Annotated in this window: 19 protein-coding genes; 5 read left to right on the top strand and 14 right to left on the bottom strand. The window is 65.1% G+C overall.

Annotation, left to right across the window (positions count from 1 at the left end; translation table 11 throughout):
- Positions 1-34: 34 nt before the first annotated feature.
- From A5788_RS02865 to A5788_RS02885, 5 genes are all read right to left on the bottom strand, one after another.
- Complete coding sequence (locus A5788_RS02865) at positions 35-766, bottom strand: protein glxC (protein ID WP_064866970.1); 732 nt, start codon at positions 764-766, stop codon at positions 35-37.
- On the bottom strand, positions 754-1,650 hold the full coding sequence (locus tag A5788_RS02870; protein ID WP_064866968.1) for a glutamine amidotransferase: 897 nt from the start codon (positions 1,648-1,650) through the stop codon (positions 754-756). Before A5788_RS02870 ends, A5788_RS02865 begins: the two co-directional genes overlap by 13 nt.
- A 93-nt stretch (positions 1,651-1,743) precedes the next feature.
- Positions 1,744-3,090, bottom strand: a complete 1,347-nt coding sequence (gene glnT / locus A5788_RS02875; protein WP_064866966.1) for a type III glutamate--ammonia ligase — start codon at positions 3,088-3,090, stop codon at positions 1,744-1,746.
- Between the two features lie 249 nt (positions 3,091-3,339).
- Complete coding sequence (locus A5788_RS02880; protein WP_064866964.1) at positions 3,340-4,719, bottom strand: ammonium transporter; 1,380 nt, start codon at positions 4,717-4,719, stop codon at positions 3,340-3,342.
- Positions 4,720-4,867: 148 nt separating this feature from the next.
- A complete protein-coding gene (locus A5788_RS02885; protein ID WP_064867942.1) occupies positions 4,868-5,914 on the bottom strand; it encodes a heme-dependent oxidative N-demethylase family protein in 1,047 nt (348 codons plus the stop codon).
- On the opposite strand from A5788_RS02885, the gene A5788_RS02890 reads away from it, so the two are divergent.
- Positions 5,913-6,128, top strand: a complete 216-nt coding sequence (locus A5788_RS02890) for a hypothetical protein (protein ID WP_156525436.1) — start codon at positions 5,913-5,915, stop codon at positions 6,126-6,128. The genes A5788_RS02885 and A5788_RS02890 overlap by 2 nt on opposite strands.
- 5 nt (positions 6,129-6,133) lie before the next feature.
- Here A5788_RS02890 and A5788_RS02895 read toward each other — a convergent pair whose 3' ends face one another.
- The 5 genes from A5788_RS02895 to A5788_RS02915 are packed head-to-tail and all read right to left on the bottom strand — an operon-like array spanning position 6,134 to position 10,698.
- Positions 6,134-7,135 (bottom strand): PDR/VanB family oxidoreductase, encoded by a 1,002-nt coding sequence (locus A5788_RS02895; RefSeq protein ID WP_064867936.1) that lies wholly within the window; start codon positions 7,133-7,135, stop codon positions 6,134-6,136.
- On the bottom strand, positions 7,132-8,751 hold the full coding sequence (locus tag A5788_RS02900) for a heme-dependent oxidative N-demethylase family protein (RefSeq protein WP_064867933.1): 1,620 nt from the start codon (positions 8,749-8,751) through the stop codon (positions 7,132-7,134). Before A5788_RS02900 ends, A5788_RS02895 begins: the two co-directional genes overlap by 4 nt.
- Positions 8,727-9,728 (bottom strand): PDR/VanB family oxidoreductase, encoded by a 1,002-nt coding sequence (locus A5788_RS02905; protein ID WP_064867930.1) that lies wholly within the window; start codon positions 9,726-9,728, stop codon positions 8,727-8,729. Before A5788_RS02905 ends, A5788_RS02900 begins: the two co-directional genes overlap by 25 nt.
- Positions 9,725-10,309 (bottom strand): dimethylamine monooxygenase subunit DmmA family protein, encoded by a 585-nt coding sequence (locus tag A5788_RS02910; RefSeq protein ID WP_064867928.1) that lies wholly within the window; start codon positions 10,307-10,309, stop codon positions 9,725-9,727. Before A5788_RS02910 ends, A5788_RS02905 begins: the two co-directional genes overlap by 4 nt.
- Before the next feature lie 5 nt (positions 10,310-10,314).
- On the bottom strand, positions 10,315-10,698 hold the full coding sequence (locus A5788_RS02915; protein ID WP_049699153.1) for a cupin domain-containing protein: 384 nt from the start codon (positions 10,696-10,698) through the stop codon (positions 10,315-10,317).
- Between the two features lie 285 nt (positions 10,699-10,983).
- Here A5788_RS02915 and A5788_RS02920 point away from each other — a divergent pair, with 285 nt between their 5' ends.
- Positions 10,984-11,907, top strand: coding sequence for a phosphatase PAP2 family protein (locus tag A5788_RS02920; RefSeq protein WP_231894299.1), 924 nt, complete (start codon positions 10,984-10,986; stop codon positions 11,905-11,907).
- Positions 11,908-12,032: 125 nt separating this feature from the next.
- Here the strand turns inward: A5788_RS02920 and A5788_RS02925 are convergent, their stop codons facing one another.
- The 4 genes from A5788_RS02925 to A5788_RS02940 form a co-directional block, all read right to left on the bottom strand.
- Complete coding sequence (locus tag A5788_RS02925; RefSeq protein WP_064867925.1) at positions 12,033-13,328, bottom strand: PucR family transcriptional regulator; 1,296 nt, start codon at positions 13,326-13,328, stop codon at positions 12,033-12,035.
- On the bottom strand, positions 13,325-14,746 hold the full coding sequence (locus tag A5788_RS02930) for a phytoene desaturase family protein (protein ID WP_064867922.1): 1,422 nt from the start codon (positions 14,744-14,746) through the stop codon (positions 13,325-13,327). The genes A5788_RS02925 and A5788_RS02930 overlap by 4 nt, the downstream gene beginning before the upstream one ends.
- 3 nt (positions 14,747-14,749) lie before the next feature.
- Positions 14,750-16,585: a DUF3556 domain-containing protein gene (locus A5788_RS02935; RefSeq protein WP_005205363.1), complete on the bottom strand. Its 1,836-nt coding sequence runs from the start codon at positions 16,583-16,585 to the stop codon at positions 14,750-14,752.
- A gap of 119 nt (positions 16,586-16,704) precedes the next feature.
- On the bottom strand, positions 16,705-18,174 hold the full coding sequence (locus A5788_RS02940; protein WP_064867919.1) for a class I adenylate-forming enzyme family protein: 1,470 nt from the start codon (positions 18,172-18,174) through the stop codon (positions 16,705-16,707).
- A 182-nt stretch (positions 18,175-18,356) separates the two neighbouring features.
- Between A5788_RS02940 and A5788_RS02945 the strand changes: the two genes are divergently transcribed.
- From A5788_RS02945 to A5788_RS02955, 3 genes are all read left to right on the top strand, one after another.
- Complete coding sequence (locus A5788_RS02945) at positions 18,357-19,289, top strand: DUF5995 family protein (protein ID WP_231894298.1); 933 nt, start codon at positions 18,357-18,359, stop codon at positions 19,287-19,289.
- A 164-nt stretch (positions 19,290-19,453) separates the two neighbouring features.
- Entirely contained in the window at positions 19,454-20,875 is a 1,422-nt protein-coding gene (locus A5788_RS02950) for an amino acid permease (RefSeq protein ID WP_064867916.1), read from the top strand.
- A gap of 105 nt (positions 20,876-20,980) precedes the next feature.
- On the top strand, positions 20,981-21,649 hold the full coding sequence (locus A5788_RS02955) for a TetR/AcrR family transcriptional regulator (RefSeq protein ID WP_064867945.1): 669 nt from the start codon (positions 20,981-20,983) through the stop codon (positions 21,647-21,649).
- The last annotated feature ends 431 nt before the right edge of the window (positions 21,650-22,080 follow it).

Raw genomic sequence — 22,080 nt, forward strand, 5'->3', positions numbered from 1 at the left:
AGTGGTCTCGACAGGCTCGACCAGCGGGCCGGCGTCAGTAGGCGGACGAGTTGTCTACGTGGAAGTGGTAGAGCTCGCGGGCTGAGCCGTAGCGGGTGTACGCGGACAGGTCGTCGTCCTTGAAGCCGGCGGCCTTGAGGAGTCCGGCGAGTTCTTCGAGGTGCTCGCTACGCATCGGCTTGGCCACGCAGTCGGCGCCGAGGGATGCGACGGAACCCCGGACGTACAAGCGGGTTTCGTAGATCGAGTCGCCGAGGCCGTGTCCGGCGTCGCCGCGGATGACCAGACGTCCGGCCTGCGCCATGAATGCACTGCTGTGGCCGACGCTGCCGCCGACCACGATGTCGACGCCCTTCATCGAGATGCCGCAGCGGGCCGCGGCGTCGCCCTCGACAACGAGCAGTCCGCCGTGGGCGGTCGCGCCGGCCGACTGGGACGCGTTGCCCTTGACGACGACGGTTCCGCTCATCATGTTCTCGGCGACACCGGTCCCGGCGTTGCCGTTGATGATGATCTCGGCCTGCTGATTCATGCCCGCCGCGTAGTAGCCGACGTGTCCGTTGACCGTGATCTTGACCGGGGCGTTCACGCCTGCAGCGACGCTATGCGCGCCGTGCGGGTTGTCGATCATCACCTCGCCCGAGATGTCGCCGTGCAGAGCCGAATTGATCTCGCGCAGTGGTGTGGTGTCGAGGTCGAAGTACAGATCGGTCATCGGATTCTCCGTGGACGAGGATGTGGTTGGGGTTGCTGTCAGCGTGTCCATGCGTAGACCACCCCGGGCTCGGGCTCCCAGATGCGGGCCTCGTCGACTCCGGGAAGGTGTGCTAGAGCGCGATATTCGCTCGCCATCGCGACCCAGTCGGGTGTCTCGGCGATGACCGCGGGCTTGCAGGCGATGGCGTCACGGACAACCGCGAAGGAGTCGCGGTTGGAGACGAGGAGTGTGTAGAAGCCGTCGAAGGTGGCACACACCTCTTTCAGCGCCGTTTCGACGTCCTTGCCCTGCGCGAGCTGATGGGCGACGAAGCGCGCACCGACCTCGGTGTCGTTCTCACTGTCGAATTCGACGCCCTGCGCGCGCAATTCGCGGCGGATCGTCGCATGGTTGGAGAACGAACCATTGTGCACCAGGCACTGTTCTGGGCCGACAGCGAAGGGGTGCGCACCCGACGGAGTCACCGCCGATTCCGTCGCCATGCGAGTATGTCCGACGCCCTGCCAGCCCGACGCCGATGCGAGGTTCCACTTCTGCGCCAGGTCACGCGGTGCACCAACACCTTTGAGCACGGTCAGGTCGGAGCCGAAGCCCGCGACGAGCGCCGTCGGAAAGGCGGAGCGGGCAGCGTCGAGGAGGGTTGCGGAGTCGAGGTCCGCCGATACGACCAGCGTGTCGTCGACCTTCTGCGCGGCAACGGGTATGCCGAGCGTCGAGGTGAGAAGTGCTGCAGCGTCGGCAGGTTCGGCGTCGGCGTCGAGGAGGCAAACGCAGCCGTGTCCGGCGGGCGCCCAGTCTGGGTTGCCGTACACGGCGATGCCCGCCGAGTCTGCGCCGCGGTCTTGCATCTCGCCGAGCATTCCGGAGAGGAGTTCCCCGAGGCGGGGGTAGAGATCGGGGTTGCGCAGGTGCAACCCGACGATTCCGCACATGATGTGGACCTTTCGTTGGTTGGGGTGATCTCGACAAGCTCGATCAGCGGTAGGGAGCTCGATCAGCGGTGGCCGGCTCGATCAGCGGGTGGTCTAGAAGGCCGTCAGGTACTGGTCGACCTCCCAGGGCGAGACGGCGGAGTGCCAGGCGAAGAACTCTTCGCGCTTGAGGTGCGAGAAGTACTGCGAGACGGTCTGTGCGTCGGCGGGCCACTCGTCGGGGATCGCGGCGTCGAGCGTGGCTGTGACGACCGCGTCGGCTTCGAGCGCTTCGACGGCGTGCAGCAGTGTGAGCGGCAGTGACGAGATGTGGCTGGGGCAAGTGCCGAGCGCGCCGGGGTCGAGGCTGCGCTTGATGCCGTCGAGTCCCGCGCCGAGTGCCGCCGCGACGGCCAGGTACGGGTTGGCCGAGCCGTCGCCGCCACGTAGTTCGACGCGCTGCTCGTCGGGGATGCGGACGTAGTGGGTTCGGTCGTTGCCGCCGTAAGTGGGGAGTCGGGGTGCCCACGATGCGCCCGATCGGGTCGCGGTGGCGCCGGTTCGCTTGTAGGAGTTGACTGTTGGTGCCATCACGGCCTGCAGGGCGGGAGCATGCTCGAGGATGCCGCCAACGAATCCGTATGCCTGCGCCGAGAGGCCGAGGCCGCGCTCGTCGTCGTCGGCTGCGTTCGGGAAGACCGGGTTTCCGGCCGAGGTAAGCGAAAGGTGAAGGTGCAGACCGGAACCGGTGCGTTCGGCGAACGGCTTGGGCATGAAGGTGGCCACCATGCCGCGCTCGGCAGCGAAGGTGGAGAGCAGGTAGCGCAGGGTGATCACGCGGTCGGCGGTGGTCAGCGCGTCGGAGTAGGCGAAGTTCTGCTCGAATTGGCCGTTGCCGTCTTCGTGGTCGTTGGCGTAGTTGCTCCAGCCGAGCTGGTTCATGGCCGTCGAGACGGTGGTGAGGTGGTCGTACATGCGGGTGAGGCCGCGGACGTCGTAGCAGGGTCGGTCGGAGTCGTCGGCCGCGTCTGCGGTGATCAGCGAGCCGCTAGCGTCGCGCTTGAGCAGGAAGTACTCGACCTCTGCGCCGACCCAGGGCTCGAAGCCGGCGTCGGCGGTCTGAGCGATCAGGGACTTGAGGATGTTGCGGGGAGCGAACGGCCACGGCTTGCCCAGCACGTAGGGATCACAGTGGACGATGGCCAGCCCCTCCTTGATGAAAGGCACCGGGAGGAACGACGAGACGTCGGGGATGGCCATCAGGTCGGGGTCTTTGGGCTCCTGGCCGATCGCGCCCACGGCGTAGCCGGCGAAACCGACTCCATCGGTGGCCAATTCGTCGACTGCCTCGACCGGAACGAGCTTGGCGCATGGCTTGCCACGCAGGTCGACGAACATGGCGAGGATGAACTTGGTGTTGTTGGCCTCGCAGAGCTCGGCGAGGGTCTGGGTGTCAGTCATGGTTGCTCCGGGAGTTCGGGGGGGAGTGAATCCAGTATGTCTACTCGTATGAACCTTTGTCTAGTCCTAGTAGACGCTTCGGGTATTGCGGTTGCGTTAAGCCCGCGTGAGGTCGTGGTATCGGGATGAGGCGGGTGCACGCTCGGCGGGATGGGGCGCACAGTTGGCAGGCCCGGCTCCGGGACGCAGAACGCCCGTGAGTGTGCGGGTCGTTCCGCACTCACGGGCGTTCTCACGGTCGAGGATTGCTCAAGATGACGTTGCTGTGGTGGCGCCAGCCGGTTGTGTGTTTGTGGCAGTGGGTAGTTCGCGCTCGATGTTCTCTGCGGCCCGCTCGGGGTGAAGACCGGAGAATCCACCCGGAGCGTGCCCGACGCCGGCCGCGGGGATCTCGTAGGCGGTCTCGGCGTGGATGGTGGAATCGAGGCCGAGGGTCTCGGTCTCGGCGTCGACGCGCAGGCCGATTGTCTTGTCGATGGCCTTCGCGATGAGCCAGGTCATCACGAACGAGAACGTGCAGGTGATCACAATACCGGCTAGTTCGCGCCAGAGGAGACCGAAGTCGCCACCGAAGAGGATGCCCGTCAGACCTGCGGGTGCGGCGGACGCCGCGAAGAGCACGATGCAGAACGTTCCGACGATGCCGCCGATGCCGTGCACGATGAAGGCGTCGAGGCTGTCGTCGACCTTGAACCGAGACTTGATGCTCATCAGGAATGCGACGACGCCGGCCGCGAGCAGTCCCACGCAGAGTGCACCAATCGAATTGACCGCATTGGCCGACGGAGTGATACCGACGAGGCCGGCGATCGCGCCGGTAATGACACCCAACGATGTCACGTGGCCTTCACGAATCTTCTCGATGATGGCGAAGCCGATCATGCCGGCGCTACCGGCCAGCAGCGTGTTGAGGATGACGAACTGGGTCAAGAAGGTCGCCCCCAGGGCACAGCTGCCGTTGAAACCGAACCAGCCGAACCACAGGATGCCGCCACCGAGAAGGACCATCGGCACGTTGTGTGGGCGCTCCATGCGCTTGCGGCGTGCACCGAGCACGAGTGCCAGCGCAAGCGCTGCGACACCTGAATTCATGTGCACCGCAGTACCGCCCGCGAAATCGTGTATGCCGATCTTGTTCAGCAGGAAGCCGCCCTTGGCGTCGTCGGTGTCTGCGCTGAATACCCAGTGGGCGACCGGGAAGTAGACCAGCGTCAACCAGATGGGCACAAAGACCAGCCAAGCCGAGAACTTCATGCGGCCGGCCGCACCGCTGGCCACGATCGCCACGGTGATCGCGGCGAACAGGATGAACCATGCTGCGTAGTAAAGGACTTGGGTTCCGCCCGAGCCGTCGTCGGTCTGGTGGTTGAGGAGTCCGATGTAGTCGGATGGGTTACCGATCAGCCCCCAACCCTTGACCGACGGCCCCGAGACGAGGCCGTACCCGTACACGACGTAGAGCACGCTGGTGATGCCGAGGGTGATGAGCACCATCGTCATCATGTTCAGCACATTGCGCGACCCGAGCATTCCTCCGTAATAGAAGGCGAGCCCGGGAAACATGAGCAGAACGAACACGAATGCGGCAAGCATCCACGACAGATCCGCGTGGGCAGCAAGTTGTTCCATGGCAGGTCCTCGGGTTTGGTGATCTCGACAAGCTCGATCAGCGGGGTTGGGTCGATCAGCGGGGTTGGGGTCGATCAGCGGTGGTCGGCGGGTCGATCAGGGGGTGATCTCGACAAGCTCGATCAGCGGGGTGGGGTCGAACAGCGGGTTAGGCGGGTTGGCGGAGATACGCGACGACGTCGTCGCGGTAGTCGAGAAAGCCCTTGTACGCGGCGATGCGCTCGTCGAGGGTCTCGATGACGGTGGCCAGCTGGGCCGACCACGCGGGGATACGTCGCACCTCGTCGAGCGACGCCATGAACGTACGAATGTTGAACGTGACGGCTCCCGACATCGGGAGCCGAATGAAGTGCTCGAGCTCGATGCGCAAGCGCGCCGAGCCAAAGTTCTTGTCCCGTACCATAGCCGGGATGTCGCGGCCCCACTCGGGAAGCTCCTCGAGGCTGACGTCGAGCTTGTGCGAGTCCGACGCCGAGAGGGTCCAGTTCACGCGACGGTAGACCTGGTCGGCGGGCAGCCTCCGCAGGAACTGCTCGGCTCGGGCGACGATGCCGTCTCGGATCAAACCTGGTACGGGCGAATGTATTTCGTACATGTCCATGCCGACGTCGAACGACACCGACCAGGCCGCGGCGAAGGTCACGACACCGGCGTCGAAGTACAGGCGGCCATCGCGTTCGACCACGAGGAGCAGATCGTCGGGAACCTCACGGGCGAGGAAGTCCATCGGGCCGTTGGGCAGTGTTGATGTGTGGCCCAGGGTGAACTCGGCGTCGGTGCCGAGAAGGTCGTTGCGCCAATGGAATCGGCCGGACCCTAGTTCTGCGAGGTGCATGAATTGTGGGTAGGCGAGCGCGAGGTCGCGTAGGTAGTACAGAAGCAGATCCCAGCAGGCGATCTCCATGCCTGGTCGGATTCGCACGCGAGAAGGATCGGCGTCGAGTATTCGCCTGCGCTCGGCCATGATCGACGTGTACTCGGCGCCGCCGAGGTCGACGAGGTTGCGGCCCCACTCCCCTCCGCGGGTTCTGCGCGGAACACGGGCCGGCTCGACGTTGACGGAGTAGTTGAACTCCTCGAGCTCGTCGGGGAACGGCCATGGAATGTTCGACAGGTGGTCGACGGGTTGCGCGAGAAAGTCGGCCGCCGCGCCGGTCTGCGCGTGGGCTGGGGACTGGTCTGCGGTGAGTGTCATGTGGTCACCTCGAAATCGGTTGGGCGGGTTGGGCTGGGGTGATCTCGACAAGCTCGATCAGCGGTGGTCGGCTCGATCAGCGGTGGTCGGCTCGATCAGCGGGTGGGTGATCTCGACAAGCTCGATCAGCGGTGGTCGGCTCGATCAGCGGTGGTCGGCTCGATCAGCGGTGGTCGGCTCGATCAGCGGTGGTCGGCTCGATCAGCGGGTGTAGCTCGATCAGCTGGGCGGGGCGGGTCGGGCTACGTCGAGGATCAGGTCACCGGCGCCGCGCGAGACGCAGCAGAGCATCGCGTCGCCCGCCGCCTTCTCGTCGTCGGACAGCACGTAATCGCGGTGCGTGATCGCCCCGGCGCGCACGGGGATGCGGCACTCCCCGCAGACGCCCTGTCTGCACATGTTGCCGACGTCGACACCGTTGTCGAGGAGTCGTTCGAGCAGGGAGACGCCGGGCGGCACGTCGATCGCGGTGCCGTCGGCCAAGCTCACCGTGAAGGGATCGCCCGGATCCTGCTCGGGGGCGGTGAATCTCTCGAGATGTACACGCGCCGCCGGCCAGCCTGCGGCTGATGCCAGCCGCGTATATGAGTCCAGTAGCGGTGCGGGGCCGCAGGCGTAGGCATGAGTCCCCAGCGGTTGAGCCGCAAGTCGTTTGGTGAGGAGCTCGATTGTCTCGTCGACACTGGTCGCCTCGTAGACAGTCACGTCGGAGAGATCAGCGAGCGCTCGCAGGTCGTCGAGATGTGCGCCCTGCCCCGGTCGGTAGGAGTACACGACCTCCACCGGCAGACCTTCTCGCGCTGCGGCACGGGCGTGCGAGAGGATCGGCGTGATGCCGATGCCGCCAGCAACGAGCAGAGCACGATGTTGGTCGAGGACAGGCGCGAACATCGGTCGCGGACCTTCGATTTCGACCAGCTCACCCTCGACGAGGTTGGTGTGCAACCACTGCGAACCTCCCCCGGTGTCTTTGCGCAACACGGAGATTCCATACGAGTCGGGATACATTCCGTCGTCGACTAGCGAATACGCGTTACGCGTGGCACCGGCCTGCACAATCAAGTGGCTACCTGGTTGGTACGGGGTCAGTGTCCCGTCGATGGGCGCGAAGCGGAAGTGGGTGATGGCGTCGGTGAGAGGTCGGACCTCGACGACTCGCATCGTGCGCGCTCCGGTCTGATAGCCGTCGTGTAGGTGGGCGGGTGCCGCCGTGGTCGTCATGAGAGTGCCTCCAGGTCCCTGACGTCGACGGCCGAAGCAAGGAAGCTGCCACGGGACGCCGAGTGGTGTTCATGGATTTCCAGACGTCTTGTGCAGCCCGGACATTCGACGACGCCGCCCGGACTTCCTACCCCACGGAACGTGTCCCGGCAGTGTGCGCAGTACACCGGAAGATCGGTCGTGTCGGTGACGAACGCCGCGAGTTCGTCGGCGATCGCACCCGACTCGCGTGCTAGCGCCAGTGCGGTGAGTACGTCGTACTGGCCCCCGGTCACCAGAATCCTTCCGCCCGTGTGGGTTGCGGCCAGGGCGTCGATCAGCGAAGTTCGGTCGTCGTCGTGTGTCAGCGAGTCGAGCACGAGCAGGCGTGTCGGGCCGATGCTCTCGGCGGTGCGCACCCAGGCACGCGCGGTGTGCGCGGTCTCGTCGGTGGCTCCCGCTGCGACTATGAGGAACTCCGATCCCGTGGCGTCGACCTCCGGTGGTCGCGACGGCCAGTCGGGTAGTCCGTGAACGGGTTCGGTAGGAACGTTGTGCGCGCTGTCGAGTTCTGTTGTGCAAGTGAGACTATCGTCGGCTGAGGGCTGAGGATCGGCGTGCGTGCGGAGCCACTCCGACGCTCGTGTGCGGTACTTGATGATGCCCTTGTAGTCGGCCATGTCGTCGGGGAGCTCGGCGAAGACCTCTGCGGCTCGAGCGCGCCACGGTTCGACCGTTGCCAATGCCTCCAGTGGCAACAGATAGGTGCGGATCACGAACATGATCGCGCCTGAATCGGGGAGTCGAATGAGGTGTTGTACCTCGACGCGCAGGTGGACGAGACGTCCGAACTCGGCGTCGTCGACATGTTGGATCATCTCGCGATCCGGGCCCCACTCGGGGTAGCGCTCTGTGGAGACGTCGAGGCGACGTCCGATGGTCATCGTCCAATTGGTACGGCGATACGGTTCGTGTGGTTGCAGGCGCTTGAGGAACTCGTGTGCGCGCGTGATGACGCCCATCTTGCGCACCCGCGGGACCGGGCCGTGGATCTCCAGGAAGCTCATCCCGACGTCGAACCCGAAACTCCAGTCGGCGGCGAAGGTGATGACGCCCGCATCGACGAAGAGCTGGTCGTCGCGCTGGTCGAGAAGGGCGATGTCTTCTTGAACCTGAGTCGAGAGGTAGTGCAGCGGGTCGTCGCCCAGGCTCGCCTCCTCGCCGTAGCGGAAGGTGCGCTCGTCGTCGAGAAGGTCGTTGCGCCAATGCCATTCGTCGTGTCCGGCCGACGTCAGATGCATGGTGTCGGGGTAGGCGTGCGCTAGTTCGCGCAGCATGGTCATGAGCGCGTCCCAGGCGGCGGGTCGCATGTGCGGTAGGACCGCTCGTCGGGTCGGGTCGGCATCGAGGACCGCGGCGCGTTCGGCGAGTTCGTTGCGATACTCGGAGTCGATGACGGCGACCGAATCTCCCCACTGGCCGGCGGGTGTGATCACCTGTTGGTTGGCGGGTTCGACGTTGGTGCTGTACCGGTAGATGTCGTCGACAAAGGGAAATGGGAAGGCGGAGAGAAGATCTGGGGTCGTCGTCTCTCGTCGGACCGGGGCCGTGGTCACAGCGATACCTCCAGGGTGCATCCGGCACCTGCGCGTGAGACGCAGGGCATGATGGCGGTGCGCGACTTCTTCTCGTCATCGGTGAGGAACAGGTCGCGATGGATGGGTTCGTCTCCGCCACACAGGTCGATCCGGCATTCGCCGCACACGCCCTGACGGCAGAGGTTGGGGACAGCTATGTCGTTCGCCTCGAGTGCTTCGAGGAGGCTTATCCCGGACGGAACGTCGAGTGTGCGGTCGCTGCGAGTGAGTTTGACGCGGAACGGATCTCCCGCATCCAGCGCGTCGATGCCGAACCGCTCGGAGTGCAGACGCGACGACGGCCATCCCGCAGCGGTTGCGGCGTCGAGGACGTGATCGATGAAGCCGGCGGGACCGCAGACGTACAGATGCGTCCCGACCGGTTGCTCTTCGAGTGTCGCGGCGAGTCTCGTGGAGAACTCCGCCCGCGTCGTGAAGAGTTCGGCTTGGGATCCGGCCAGTTGGGACACATCGTCGACGTGTGCGGCGTAGCCGGGGCGGAATGCGTAGAGCACCTGCACGTTTCGCTGCCACCTCGCTGCCGCGCGGAGGTGCGACACGATGGGCGTCACCCCGATTCCGCCTGCGACGAGCAGGTGTTTCGCGGCGCGGGCAGCGGGGGCGAATGCGCTTCGGGGAGGCCGGACTTCGAGTTGATCGCCCTCGGCGAGTTCGTCGTGCAGCCACCGCGAACCGCCGTTGCCCTCTTCGACACGGAGCACCGAGATGATGTACTCGGTGGGATTCGCACCGTCGGACACGAGGCTGTAGGCGTTGGAATGTGTTCCCGCCGCGACGACGAGGTGACTCCCGGGAACGAATCCGGGCAGTGCTGAGCCATCCGGGTGTGCCAGCGTGATCGCTCGTATCCCGTTGGCGCTGTTGATGATCGACGTCACCGTCAACATCAGCGTGGTCGGCCGTGTCACTGTCTGTGGCGTCGCGGGCGCGGCGTCGGCATCCGCAAGTGCTGTCATCGCGGGACTCCTGGGGATTCGGCGGTCTCGGCGTCGACCATGAAGCCGAGGAAGGCGCCGGTGCGTCGTGAAACGTGGTAGTAGACGAGGAGGTCGCGGTCACAGCCGTCGCACGAGATCACGTCGTCGATGGCCGCGATGGTGCGAGTTGTGGTGCGACAGTGCGAGCAGAAGATGTCGACTGGGCCAGAACCGACGGGGACAACGCTGATCTCGTCGTCTTCGAGTCCAGCGTCGATCGCGGTGGCGCGCAACCGCAGGCACGTGCCTGTGGGTCCCGCTATCACGACGCGGACACCAACAGTGCTGTCGCGCAGAGTTTCTCGGAGCTGGCCCGCGAGGGTGTCAGCTTGATCACCGAGGAGCACGGAACGTCGGATTTCAGGAGACAGCACCTGTGCCCATGCGCGCACCAGGTCGATGGCCGACGGCGCGCCGGCCATGGGCTGCGCAGCAGGATCGCCCACACCGATGAGCACGTACTCCCGGCCGGTGGCGTCGGGAAGGTCGGTGCTCGGCGGCGCGGCCTCATCCTGCGTGCGCGCCCAGGCCGGAACGCTCGAATATGCGAGCTGCGACATCGGATCTACAGGAGCGTCGAATCGCGGTGGCCCGCGTAGAACGCGAGCGCGTAGTCGGGAGTGCTGAAGTAGATCTTGGAGCCTTTGGGGAAGAAGATGGCGTCCTTTGCCTTCGCAACAGTCTTCTGTCCGGTCTCTTTGTTCTCGAGGAGGAACTCGCCCTCGAGGACGACCTTCATCTCGTCGTACTCGTACTCGTAGTAGAGAGGCGAGTCGGTGTGGCGCAGTTCGAAGTAGCCGCTGCACATCTCGCTACCGTCCGGGTTTTCGTAGACGTCGCCGATGAAGCCCTCCGTGCCGGGGTACTCGGCGTCGGGCATCTTGGGGAGGTTCTCCCAGGCACCTGGGGTGACGCGGAATTCGAGTGCGCTCGTGCTGTCGATCGACATTGTTTCTCCTATCCTGGTGGGAAAGACCGGTTCGCTCCGTTTTGCCGGTTTAAATCGATTATTCGGAGTGATTCATGTGAGTGGACTTCGTTCCCTTATATGAGACAACCCGTGTGTTTCGGCCGAGTGACGGCGAAGTTGACTTGTGTGACACTTTGTCTACTGATATGAAACTGCGGTCGATCGCGATCGTTCCGTCATTCACAGGCACGAATTGATCAACACCCGCGACTCGCCATGCCCGCATCCCAGATTTCTCCCAGGTTCTGCCGATACGGTGACCCGGTGAGTTCTCTGTCCGCAGCGCACCAGACACGTGGCCGCCGGCCCATCGGGTATGTGGTCAGTGCTGTGTTGGCAGCGCTGCTGGCTTTCGCCGCAGCAGGTGGCATCTTTGTCTTCGCGGTGCGGACATCGGCGGGACAGGTCATCGATCAGCGGCTACTGGAATATGGACGTGAGCTGCCGGCAGCGACGCAGGTGCCCTACTGGCTGTCGATGAGCGTCGTCTCGAATCCGTTGACCTGGGTCATCGGTGCGGCGATCGTCGTTTCGCTCGTGGTTGTCGGCGCGGTGTTGCCGTCTGAACGCGGCCACCGCGGCGTCGGATCACGGATCGCGACGACCGCCACGCTTCTGCTGTTTCCGCCGGTCACCATTGTCCTCATCCGTGCCCTCCGTGACGGCACGTACCGCCCGCGTTTCCACGACTGGATCGAGGAGACCAACAACTCTGCGCCCAGTGGGCACGCTGCCGCGATCGCGGCGCTGGTCGTCGCGGTGACGCTGGCCGCTCCCCCGCTGCTGCGTCCGTGGGTTGCCGCGCTTGGCGGAACCTGGGCGGCGATCATCGACTTCGGTCTCGTTGCCGCGGGTTGGCACCGCCCGAGCGATGTCGCGATCTCGACCTTGCTCATTGTCGGCGCGGCCGTGCTGTTGCCCGACCCGCATCGCGGATCCACGACGGCCATCCCCCGGGTCGTCGGGTTTGCCGTCTGCCTACTGACTGTCGTGGCGGCGTCGATCACCGTCGCCGTGTACTACCCACGAATCGAGCAGGTCGTCATCGCCGCGCTCGTCGCGGGCGTCGTCGGCGTGTGTCTCGGCGTTCTGGTCGCGTTCAAGTCCGGCGACCGCGCCGGCATCGCGGGGCGCCGCGTCGACGATCCGTGGACGCAGCAGCGCCGCGACCACCACCTCGTCGGCTGACGCTCGACGCACAGTCGGCGCGACAGAGCGCCCAGTCGACGGGATCTTGCGCCCACTCGGCAGTCTGCAGCGCACAGTCGGCGAGATAAAGCGCCCAGTCGGCGGTATTTAGCGCCCGGTCGACGTCAGTCCTGGGCCAGCACCTCGGTGCCGAGGAACTCGCACACGGTCAGGGCCAGGGCGAGGTCGAGGCGGTCGGTGGTGCGGGTGTCGCGCATGGCTTTGTCGACGCGGTACTTGACGGTGTTGCGGTGGAGGTTGAGCTTCTCGGCGGTGTGTAGGTGGCTCTCGCCGGTGGCGAAGTAGACCGACAGCGTCTCGCGGAGTGCGGCGGCGTTCGGTGAGTCCTCGGACAGCGCGCCCAGGATCTCGTGAACCCACGCGCGGGTGAATTCGAGGTCGCGGGCCAGCCTCGACACCACAGCCACTCCGCGGTCGCCGAACCCGACGACGTCGGCGACCAGACTGCCGGGCATCGTCGCGAGACCCCACGCCGCGAGCGCCTGCTCGTGGGAGCGTCGAAAACCGGCGATGCCGGAGGCGTTGAGTCCCAACGCCACGCGCACGCCTGCCGGCAGGGTCACCCGCTGCGCGACGTCGGACGTCTCCACGATGCGGTTGCTACGCCCCAGCGGCAGCCAGACCCAGGCGGTGGTGCGATCAATCGCGGTGATCAGCGGTGGCCCCTCGGCAAACAGCTTGGTGGCCATCATCCGCGCGGCACGGTCGAGGACCGCGAGATCTCTCGAGCCCTCGTCATCCGACCACATGATCACCGCGACGTGATGTTGGTCGAGGGAATAGCCGGACTCGCGCTCGAAGGAGTCGGCGTCGACGTCGGGCGTCCGAAGGATCTCGTGGATGCGCGAAGACAAGACGTTGCCCTCGGCGCCGATCCAGCGTCGACGCTCGTCCTCGTAGGCCTGGAACACGTAGAGGGTGATCCACTCGATGTACTGCGAGACGACGTCGGAGATTCGACGCATCACCACGAGGCTCTCGTGCTTGGAGAGATCGAGCTCGTCGACGTAGCCGAAGATGATGCGCAGCATCTCGTTCTGCCCCATGTGGTACGCACGTACCAATGAGTTCGACGGTACGTCCCGCTGGGCGAGGCGCAGCGCGTACTCGACCGCGGCAGTCGTCGGTTGGAGGTGCTCGACGGGGATGTCGTTGCTCAGCACATGCAGGATCGTCGACACGTTGCCGTGCACACTGGCTTCGAGCATCTCCACAAGTGCGGGATCGACATCGAGCTGGTCGATATCGCGGGCCATCAACGCGGTGAGATAGCGAACGATCTCGGACTCGTTCTCCCGCAACCGCTTACCCACCTGCGCGACTGCCGCGCGCATCTCGGGCGTGATGGACGGCGGCAACTGCGAATCGTGCAGTGGCAGACCAGGTACCGAGGCACTCACCGCTTGCGCTCCAGCCTTTTCAGTGCCGCCGTCGCGGCATTGACACCGCACAGTCCGTGCACTCCGGCGCCGGGCGGCGTCGACTGTGAGCACAGGTACACGCCGTCGACGCCGAGCCAGTACGGGTCGAGTGCTGTGCGTGGTCGCATCAGCATCTGCAGCCCGTCGTTGGCACCGCCGATGATGTCGCCCGCGGCGAAATTGGCGTTGTAGTCGTGCAATTGGCGGGTTCCCGTGCTGCGCGTAGCGAGTATCCGGTCGCGGAAGCCCGGTGCGAAGCGCTCGATCTGCTGCGTGACGAGGTCGGTGGCGTCGCCTTCGTACCCCTTGGGAACGTGGGCGTAGGCGTACACGGGGTTGACGTTGCCGGCGCTCCGAGTGGGGTCGGCGACGTACTGCTGACCCAGCAGCACAAAGGGATTCGGCACCATGACACCGCCGGCGCGACTGGCTTCGGTGGAGGCCACCTCGTCGAAAGTGCCGCCGAGGTGCACGGTTCCGGCACGACCGCAGTCCGGGTTGGTCCACGGGATGTCGCCGTCGATCGCGTAGTCGACCTTGAACGCCGACGATCCGACGCGGTATCGCCGATACGAACGCGCGATCCTCGACGGCATCTCGTCGCCGTAGATGGCGAGAGCCTGCTCGGGTGAGAGGTCGAGGAGGACGAGATCGGCGTCGGGGATATCGGTGCGGGCGCTGACCCGCACACCGGTCTCGATCTTGACGCCGTACGAGCGCAGCGCCGACACCACGGCGTCGATGATCGCCCCCGAACCCCCTTCTGCCACAGGCCATCCGTAGCGATGACCGCTCGCGGCGATCATCATGCCGAGCGACGCGGTCATCGGACGGTCCAAGCGGTTGAACGCGTGCGCGGCGATACCTCCGAACAGCCCCCGCGCCCGCGGTGTGCGGAACACACGTGCGACGGCGGACGCCGGAAGCAGCGCCCGCGGCCCGAATGCGGCCAGCCGCAGGGGATGCCGAGGGATATTGATGATCGGGCGCAGCAGATCGGCGGACAGGTCGTCGAATCCGCTTGCCACATCACCGAAGAACAGGCGCCAGCGTCGACCATCCTCTCCGAGCGCCGCGGCGGTCTCGTCGATGGATTGGTAGAGCAGGCCTGCCTCGCCGGAGTCCAGCGGGTGGGCGCAATCGATCTCGGGCCACCGCCACACGAGTCCGTACTGCTCGAGTCCGACGTCTCGCCAGAACGGCGATCCGACGGCGAGCGGATGAAACGCCGAGCAGTGGTCGTGGATGACACCGGGGAGCGTGAGCTCCCCCGACCGCGCGCCACCGCCGACGGTGTCGGCGGCTTCGAGCACGGTGACCTCGACGTCGTTGCGGGCGAGGTGCAGGGCGGCGGCGAGCCCGTTGGGCCCGCCGCCGACTATGACCGCTGAGGTCACCGGCTACACCTGTTCCTGCGCGCCTGCACCGCGCATCTTGGGTTCGGTCATCACCTCAGGATCAGTCAACGCGCGGGCCGCGTCAACGTCGAGCGTCCATTCGACGTTGATGGGGATCGGCCCGTTGGGCAGCCATGGCTGCTCGGCGATGGCATCGCTGACCCGGTACGTACCCCGCTCGATGACACCGAGCGCAGCGTCGATCACCTGGTACTCCTGGATGCTCTTGTGGATGGGCTGCGACTCGATCCACACGACGAGGAACTCGCCCGGGGCGAAGTTGCAGCGTCGCTGCAGGGCGGCGATCATCTTCGCGTCGTGCAGGTGTCCGTCGCCGAAGTTGAACGCCACCAACGAGTTACAGGCGAACTCGGCTTCGCGCAGGGTGTAGGTGTTGATGTCCTCACCGAGGTGGCGGCTCATCAGCGAGTACAGCGCGCGACCCTGGCTGTGCATCGACCGCCATGCGAGCATCTGATGCATCACGACGTCGGCGACCTCGGGCGGGTACGTGGCCATCAGCTGCGTACGGGTGTTGGGCGACGACCGGACGATGTGCTGTTCCAGCTTCTCCTCGGCGCCGGGTGCGAATGCCCAGGTGGCCGACGCCCAGTTGCCTGCGTACTGCCGCATCGACGGGAGGAACGACACCAGATCCGGGCGCAGGTTGCCGAGCACCGGGAAGAAGCACAGCGCGATGGCGATGAGGACCATTGCCCACGGCATCGTCGTATCTGTGAGTGCGTAGCCGTCCCATGCCGGGTGGCCCCAGAAGAGGAAGATCGCTGCGTAGGCGAACAGGAGGTTCCATTCGAGCGGCACCGCGAGGGGGAACGTCGAGAAGATGAACAGGTGGAAGCCCACCATCAACACCACCGCGGCGAGTGTGAGCCACTTGTTGGTCGAGAACAGCAGGACCAACGGCGTCGCGATTTCGACGATGGTGCCGAGCACGTGACCGATACCGCCTGCGACCTTCGACGGTCGAAGGTCGTTGGGGAAGTTGCGGTAGTTCGCGCGCTTGAGGGCCTTGATCGTCAGCCACGGCGTATTCGACATCATCGGCGGGATGACCATCGAGAAGTGGTGTCCCAGTTTGGAAACGCCTGCGCCGACCCACACCGTGACGATCAGCAGCTTCAGCGCGAGGATCATGTCGACGAAGGGCAGGATGCCGAAGAAGATCAGAGCCGGCAGGTACTGCTCACCACGCGCTGCGATGAAGATGACCTTGTCGCGCAGACCGATGATGACCAGCAGTGCGATCACGGGGTAGATCAGAACCGGGTTGACCAGGCCGTGCGAGGTGGGTGCCTCAGCGTTGAGCCAGCTCGACTGCACACCCGGAAGCACCAGTGCGACAACGGTTGTGATCAGAAGTAGTGCGTAGATCGCGACGTCGAACACGGTGCGCGAATCGCCCTTGGTCAACGGCACCTTGCCGGGCCACGGTGGGAGCCGGATCGTCTGCGGGCGCAGCCAGAACAGCAACCCGCCGGTCATCGGCTTGAAGTGGCCTGCGAGCGGGCCCCAGGAGCCGCCGAGGCCGAGCACCTCGACCAGCAGCGTCCAGAGGATGGCCTTCTGGTAGATGATCGGCTCGTTCCACCACTGCGACACGTGCAGCACGTTGAGACCGGAGGTGAAGGTCGCGATGCTCAGACCGATACCCAGGTAGAGCACCAGGATCTTCGCCAGGTAGATGACCTGGAGCATCTTGGGTGTACCGAATCCGTACTCGGCCCAGTGCGTGCTGAGCACGCGCATTCGGTCGAAGAATGGCTTGTCGAGGAAGGTTTCCGGGTCGACCGGTGGGAAGTCGGGTTGTACGAGACCCATGGTGTTCTCCTTATCTGAAGGTTCTCGGGCAGGCGCCATCGACCGACGACGTGGTCGGGCGCTCGGACTGTGTTGTGCGGGTTGGGTTTACGTTGGCTGGGGTTCTACGTTGGCTGGGTTTACGTTGGTTGGGGTTCGCGGACTTGGCGTCGTAGTCCTGGTTTGTCGATCTTGCCGACCGGGTTGCGGGGCAGCTGCTCGACGACGTTGATCTCGTTGGGCCGCTTGGCCTTTGTGAGGATCGAGGCGACATGGTCGGTCAGTTCGGCCTCGCGGACCGGCTGGTCCGGGTAGGCGACCACGAACGCGACCGGTACCTCGCCGTAGATGGGGTCGGGGGCTCCGACCACCGCGCACTCGAGCACCGACGGATGGGTGGCGAGTGCGTTCTCGATCTCCTTGGGGTAGAGGTTCTCTCCACCGCGGATGATCATGTCCTTGATGCGATCGACCAGGGTGAGATACCCGTCGGCGTCGAGGGTTCCGACGTCGCCGGTGTGTAGCCAGCCGTCGACGACGGTGCTGGCGGTGGCGTCGGGACGGTTGAGGTAGCCGCGCATGACGTTGGGCCCGGAGATGAGTACCTCGCCGGGTTCGCCGGTCGGTGCGTCGGCGCCGTCGGGGGTGACGATACGGATGGTCTGGCCGGGCAGGGCAGGTCCGACAGTTCCGGACTTCCGTTGTCCGTCAAGGGGATTGCACGCCGACGCGCAGGTGCCCTCGGTGAGTCCGTAGCCCTGCAGGATCGGAACGCCGAACGTCGACTCGACGTGATCGAGCAGTTCCTTCGAGATCGGGGCGGCGCCGCAGATCGCAAAGCGCAACGATTCGAAGGCTTCTGCGCTGACGTCGGGATGGGAGACGAGCAGCGCGTAGATGGTCGGGACGGCCGAGAAGTACGTCGGCGACAGGGTGTGCAGGTCGGTGAAGAAGCGCGACGGCGAGAACTTCCCGGTGATGGTGAGTTGGCCGCCGGCGAGGACCGGCGCGAGGAAGCTGACGCAGATGGCGTTGACGTGAAACAGAGGCAGCACCAGTAGCGCGTGGTCGGCGGGCGTCAGCGACATCAGCTCTTTCATCGCCGACGCCATGTAATGCAGATTGTCGTGGGCCAGACGCACACCCTTGGGGCGGCCGGTCGATCCCGACGTGTAGATGAGCAGCGCGTCGTCGGACATCTGCGGAGGCTCCGGGGGTGTCCACGACGAGGCGGCGGTGGCGAGGTCGTCGACGTGGAGGATGCTGCGGTCCGACGTGGCGGGCAGCGCGTCGTCGTCTACGAGGACGAGGCGGGCACCCGAATCGTCGAGCTGATACTCCGCCTCACTCGCGGTGAAGGCCGGATTGACCGGTGTTGCGATGGCACCGAGGCGCCAGGCGGCTGCGATCGCGATGAGAAGTTCGACGCGATTGGGCAGGAACGTCGCGACGACGTCGCCGCGTCGGACTCCGAGGGCGTCGAACTGCTCGGCTGCGGCGTCGACTCTGGCGGCAAAGCTCGCGTAGTCGAGTTCGGTGTGGTCGTCGCGGACGCATGGTGCGGCTGCACGATGGGCCAGCTCCCAGGGAAAATACGACGGTGCGCTCACGTTGAATTGGTCCTCTACTAGGTGGATGTGAGCCAGAACACTAATAGCTGTCCGTGTGACCGAGAACGGCCCCGCGCACCAGACTTTCGTCGGACTGTTGTGCTCTGAGCACAGAACCGCCCTTGGCTTGCAGGTTTGTCGCAAGCGCTGCCGTCGAGCGACGCCGCGCTTAGCATCAGATGATGGTCGCACCCAGATTTGCGCTGGTCAGAATGATCGTCGCGCTGGCGGTGGCCGGTGGCGTGGTTTCCGGTGCGAGTGTGGTGACCGGAGCGGGTGTGGCGGCCGCAGCGCCGACGATCACTGATGTTTCGGCGGCGTGCGGCAGCCCGCTGTCGGCGAGCGAGGTGCGGCGGATCGTCGAACTGTCGGACACGTCGAATGCGTCACCGGGTACGACGGCGCTTCCGGTCCTGGAACGTCAGGTGGGTCGGCTGTGGCAGATCACCGACATTCTGACCGCGCACCGTGACCGGAGGGGGTTGTTCGCCCTCGGATTGGCGGCGGTCGAGCGCGACGCGGTGATGCCGCTCCAGCGGCAGCCGTCGACGTTCCATAACCCGCGTTGGGCACCCGTGATCAGTCTGCGATTGCTCAACCGCTTTCTCGACGCGGCGCACGCCGAGTTCTCCGGAGGCTCGGTGCCCACGCACTGGCAGCGGTACTTCGAGTTGGCGCGCACCTGCAGCGTCTCCGGCGAACGTGTCGCGCTCAGCGGATACAACGCGCACATCACCGTCGACCTCGCGTATGCCACCGCGGATGCGCGCACGACGGCCGACGATGCGTCGGACTACTTCAAGCTGGTCGATGCCATTGCCGCACATGGTGATTCGATCGTCCGCGAGACCAACCGCGCCTATCATGTCGACCTCGGACCTACGTTCCGCTTCTACTTTTTCGGGGAGGGACTCGACCGGCTCGTCGGCGCCGGGAAGGCGACGGGCCCGATGCTGCGCGCGGCCGACGTCGGGTACAACGTGCTGACGTTCGGTAACGGGTTGGCGCTGCAGGATCGTCGGACTCACGACGCCGCCGTCGGCGATATCAACGCGCTCTGGAACACCGGCGACGCTGCTCTCGCTGCGTTCGAAACATGGGGTGTACTGCGATGATTCGGACATTCGCGACGTTGCTGCATTTAACTGTGGAGTCGCGGGGCCTTCCGTAGGGTTAAGCGTCGGTAACTGACATGCCCGCACACATCGGGCCTTACCGCTACAAGCAGCACCCGCACCACATCGGGTCAATACCGTTTTCGAAGGGACGTCATATAGCGATGGCAACCACCGAGTCACACAGCTCCACCGAGGAAGCGCCCACCTCGCTGGGGTCGAATCTGAAGCCGCGGCACATCACCATGATCTCGATCGCCGGCGTCATCGGCGCGGGCCTGTTCGTCGGTTCGGCGAACGCGATCGAGAAGGCAGGTCCTGCCGTCCTGATCTCCTATGCGTTGGCCGGCACGCTGGTGGTGCTGGTGATGCGGATGCTCGGTGAAATGGCCACGGCAAACCCCGACACCGGATCGTTCTCGGTATACGCCGACCGCGCGCTCGGCCGCTGGGCAGGCTTCTCCGTCGGCTGGCTCTACTGGTGGTTCTGGGTGCTCGTCATCCCCGTCGAAGCGACGGCCGCAGCCGCGATCCTCACCGACCTGGTCGGTGGTCAACAGTGGATCTGGGCGCTGGCCGTGACACTGCTGCTGACCATCACCAACCTTGCGAGCGTCGGCAATTACGGCGAGTTCGAATTCTGGTTCGCGTTGATCAAGGTCGTCGCGATCGTGGCGTTCATTCTCGTCGGCGTCGCGGCCATCTTCGGATGGATTCCGAGCTCGGAAGTCAGCGGTGTCAGTCACCTGTGGAAGCCAGATGGGTTCATGCCCAACGGATTCGGCGCGGTGATCGCGGGCATGCTCATCACGATGTTCTCGTTCATGGGCACCGAGATCGTGACCATTGCCGCCGCCGAATCTCCGAATCCCGAGCGCGGCATCACCAAGGCGGTCAACTCGGTGATCTGGCGGATCTCGCTGTTCTACATCGGGTCGATCTTCGTCGTCGTCGCGCTGATGCCCTACAACAAACTCGAGAACGGTTCGTATCAGTCGGTGTTGCAGGCCATCGGGATTCCGGGGTCGAAGATCATCATGGACATCGTCATCCTGACGGCCGTGGCGTCGTGTTTGAACTCGGCGCTGTACACGGCGTCGCGCATGATGTTCTCGCTGGGAACCAGGCACGACGCCCCGCAGGTGGTGCGCAGCCTGACGCCGAAGGGAGTGCCGTGGGTAGCGGTGTTGATGTCGATGGTCGTCGGATTCTTGGCGGTGGTCGGCAATTATGTGTTGCCGGACAAGATCTTTGCGTGGTTGCTCGCTACGAGCGGTGCGATCGCCCTGTTCGTTTACCTGACGATCGCGGCGAGCCAGTGGCGGCTGGGACGCGTGCTGCGCGCCGAGGGTCACCGGCCGCCGGTGCGGATGTGGCTGTTCCCGTACCTGACCGGTGTGGTGATGCTGTTCATTCTGGCCGTGCTGATCCTGATGGTCTTCGACAACGATCAGCGGCAGGCGATCATCTTCTCCGCGATCTCGGCCGTGATCATCGTCGCGGCCGGATTCATCGTGCAGCGGCGCAGCGGCTATCACTCCGACGACGAGGGTGCCCAGACGCGGTATCGAGAAGAGGTCTCGTGACGTCGACGTGCCCGTTGGGTAGCTCGTCGACGCCCCCGACGTACTCGAGTGAATCTCCACTTCTCGATACCGCTGGTACTGGTAGCCGTGATTGATAATGTCCCGATGACTGCGGAATCGTCAAGCTCCACGTCCACAACCGCCGGAGCCGACGCCGAGCACCAACCCAAACGGCGGCCCAGCCGCGCGAACGTCCAGGCCGACATCAGGGCCGCTGCGCGCGAGGTCTTCCTCGAGCGGGGGTACGCCAACGCGTCGTTGGAGGGAATCGCGGGGCGTGCGGGCTACTCCAAGGGCGCGGTGTACTCGAACTTCGCCAGCAAGGGCGCGTTGTTCATGGACCTGACGTCGTCTGTGTTCACCGAGCGGGCCACGGGCTTCACGGCACCCGCGCTGGTGCCGACGTCGGAGAGCGCCGACCCCGAGACGGACATGCGCTTCCTGGCGCTGATGATCCTCAAACAGATCCGGGACACGTACCGGACCAATGTGGTGTTCGCGGAGTTCCGGTCGGAGGTCGATCGCGACCCGCAGTTGCTCGAGGACTACACCGCCGCGCGGGCACAGCTCGCCGAGTCGCTCGCGGCGAACATCGAAGAGGTCGTGGCTGCTCGACACCTGCGACTGCGGGTGCCTGCGCTCGACGCCGCCGTGCTCGTTCTCGCGCTGATCAACGGACTCTCGCTCGAGTACGTCGGGCGCGAGGGCGAACACGTGCTGTCCGTCGACACCATGACCGGCGTCCTGCTGTCGTTGGTGACGAGGGCTGAGTAGGTCGGCTGGACTGGGTGGCGATTCGACGCTTTGGTGTTCTCTGGGTTCCGCTCCTGGCTGTCGGTGCGGGAGTTGCCGTGTTTTGGTTGCTTCCTGCCGTGTGGGCAACCTGCAGCGGTACCGACTGGGACCCGAACCGCGCCGCTGGAGTTGTTGTCTACGCCCCACTGGCGGGCCTGGCGGCCTTGGTTCTCTGCTGGTCGAGCTACGCGCTACTGGCTACGCGAGCCAGTTTCTGGGTGGCGGCGCTAGCACCTATCGTTTCGGCAGCCCTTGCGCTGCTTGTGGTTTGGGCGGTGGTTGCTTGGCAGCACGACAAGGCGGGGGTGCTGTACGACCTGTGCCCGCACGGCGGGGGCTGGTGCACGAGTAGGTGACATCTGATCTGGCTTGCCCTGCCGGGCGGCCTGGAAGGATGCCAGCTGTGCCCA

Origin of the sequence: Gordonia sp. 852002-50816_SCH5313054-c, assembly GCF_001665925.1 — a bacterium.
Lineage (GTDB): Bacteria > Actinomycetota > Actinomycetes > Mycobacteriales > Mycobacteriaceae > Gordonia > Gordonia jacobaea.

Bases quoted from the DNA above. Each gene is read 5' to 3' on its own strand.
- A5788_RS02915 (WP_049699153.1), bottom strand. From the start codon at position 10,698: ATGTCGATCGACAGCACGAGCGCACTCGAATTCCGCGTCACCCCAGGT.
- glnT (WP_064866966.1), bottom strand. From the start codon at position 3,090: ATGACTGACACCCAGACCCTCGCCGAGCTCTGCGAGGCCAACAACACC.
- A5788_RS02910 (WP_064867928.1), bottom strand. From the start codon at position 10,309: ATGTCGCAGCTCGCATATTCGAGCGTTCCGGCCTGGGCGCGCACGCAG.
- A5788_RS02945 (WP_231894298.1), top strand. From the start codon at position 18,357: ATGGTCGCACCCAGATTTGCGCTGGTCAGAATGATCGTCGCGCTGGCG.
- A5788_RS02870 (WP_064866968.1), bottom strand. From the start codon at position 1,650: ATGTGCGGAATCGTCGGGTTGCACCTGCGCAACCCCGATCTCTACCCC.
- A5788_RS02905 (WP_064867930.1), bottom strand. From the start codon at position 9,728: ATGACAGCACTTGCGGATGCCGACGCCGCGCCCGCGACGCCACAGACA.
- A5788_RS02950 (WP_064867916.1), top strand. From the start codon at position 19,454: ATGGCAACCACCGAGTCACACAGCTCCACCGAGGAAGCGCCCACCTCG.
- A5788_RS02880 (WP_064866964.1), bottom strand. From the start codon at position 4,719: ATGGAACAACTTGCTGCCCACGCGGATCTGTCGTGGATGCTTGCCGCA.
- A5788_RS02895 (WP_064867936.1), bottom strand. From the start codon at position 7,135: ATGACGACCACGGCGGCACCCGCCCACCTACACGACGGCTATCAGACC.
- A5788_RS02885 (WP_064867942.1), bottom strand. From the start codon at position 5,914: ATGACACTCACCGCAGACCAGTCCCCAGCCCACGCGCAGACCGGCGCG.
- A5788_RS02935 (WP_005205363.1), bottom strand. From the start codon at position 16,585: ATGGGTCTCGTACAACCCGACTTCCCACCGGTCGACCCGGAAACCTTC.
- A5788_RS02900 (WP_064867933.1), bottom strand. From the start codon at position 8,751: ATGCACCCTGGAGGTATCGCTGTGACCACGGCCCCGGTCCGACGAGAG.
- A5788_RS02955 (WP_064867945.1), top strand. From the start codon at position 20,981: ATGACTGCGGAATCGTCAAGCTCCACGTCCACAACCGCCGGAGCCGAC.
- A5788_RS02865 (WP_064866970.1), bottom strand. From the start codon at position 766: ATGGACACGCTGACAGCAACCCCAACCACATCCTCGTCCACGGAGAAT.
- A5788_RS02890 (WP_156525436.1), top strand. From the start codon at position 5,913: ATGTGGTCACCTCGAAATCGGTTGGGCGGGTTGGGCTGGGGTGATCTC.